Raw genomic sequence first — 685 nt, 5'->3', positions numbered from 1 at the left:
TCCTTTCGCGTAAGCGGGACGGAGTCCTTTAGCGGGGCGGAGCCCTTTCGCTGGGCTCGAATCGGCTTGCGGGCACAGAAGCGGGATACCCCCTGCACCTGCTCCAGGCGAATTTGGGGCGGCGAGCGCCGTTGCAAGGTTTGCGCCTCCGGGGAGTCTGCCGCAATTAGGCGGCCTTGGTGCAGGTAGGTGGGGCTGACCCAGTGGAGATTGGGATGGTTGCCCGCCAGCAGCCAACGGCAGTGGGAGCACTTGCCGCAAGGGATCCCGGAGCTGGATTCGCACAAGAGGGCCTGGGCAAACCAACGGGCCATCAGCTTCCGCCCCACCCCTTGGGGGCCCAAGAAGCAGTAGCTGGAAGTCACCCGCCCCTTCTCCAGGGCCGCCACAAGCAGTCGTGCCGCCATCTCCTGCCCGACAATGTGCTGTGGAGGCAAGACCTTCATCCGCTTGACGGTCTCGGCGCTCGGACGGAGTTCTGGCATATCTCAGCATCCGCTGGCAGAAGCTGGCAGGAAATGTTTGCGAAAATACTGCAGCGTCTCCGGTCGCAATAACCCCCGCTCCACCAAGGGATCCCCCCAGTGGGGCGAAGATTCATCCATCGGCGGCAAGGACTCCAGCACTTCAGCAGCCAACAAGTCGGCAGCCTTGAGGAACTGATACATTTACGCTGAACACTGCT

Annotated in this window: 1 protein-coding gene and 1 pseudogene; both read right to left on the bottom strand. The window is 62.5% G+C overall.

The window, feature by feature from the left end:
- Positions 1-485: pseudogene (locus NW815_RS13055) on the bottom strand (hypothetical protein); the annotation flags it as partial.
- 3 nt (positions 486-488) lie between these two features.
- Positions 489-668: a hypothetical protein gene (locus NW815_RS13050; RefSeq protein ID WP_011432732.1), complete on the bottom strand. Its 180-nt coding sequence runs from the start codon at positions 666-668 to the stop codon at positions 489-491.
- Positions 669-685 lie beyond the last annotated feature (17 nt).

It is taken from the genome of Synechococcus sp. R6-7 (genome assembly GCF_047461695.1).
Lineage (GTDB): Bacteria > Cyanobacteriota > Cyanobacteriia > Thermostichales > Thermostichaceae > Thermostichus.
Note: the sequence above shows the minus strand (reverse complement) of the source record. Positions and strands in the feature narration are given on the sequence as shown.

Coding starts and splice junctions, on each gene's coding strand:
- NW815_RS13050 (WP_011432732.1), bottom strand. CDS start 668: ATGTATCAGTTCCTCAAGGCTGCCGACTTGTTGGCTGCTGAAGTGCTG.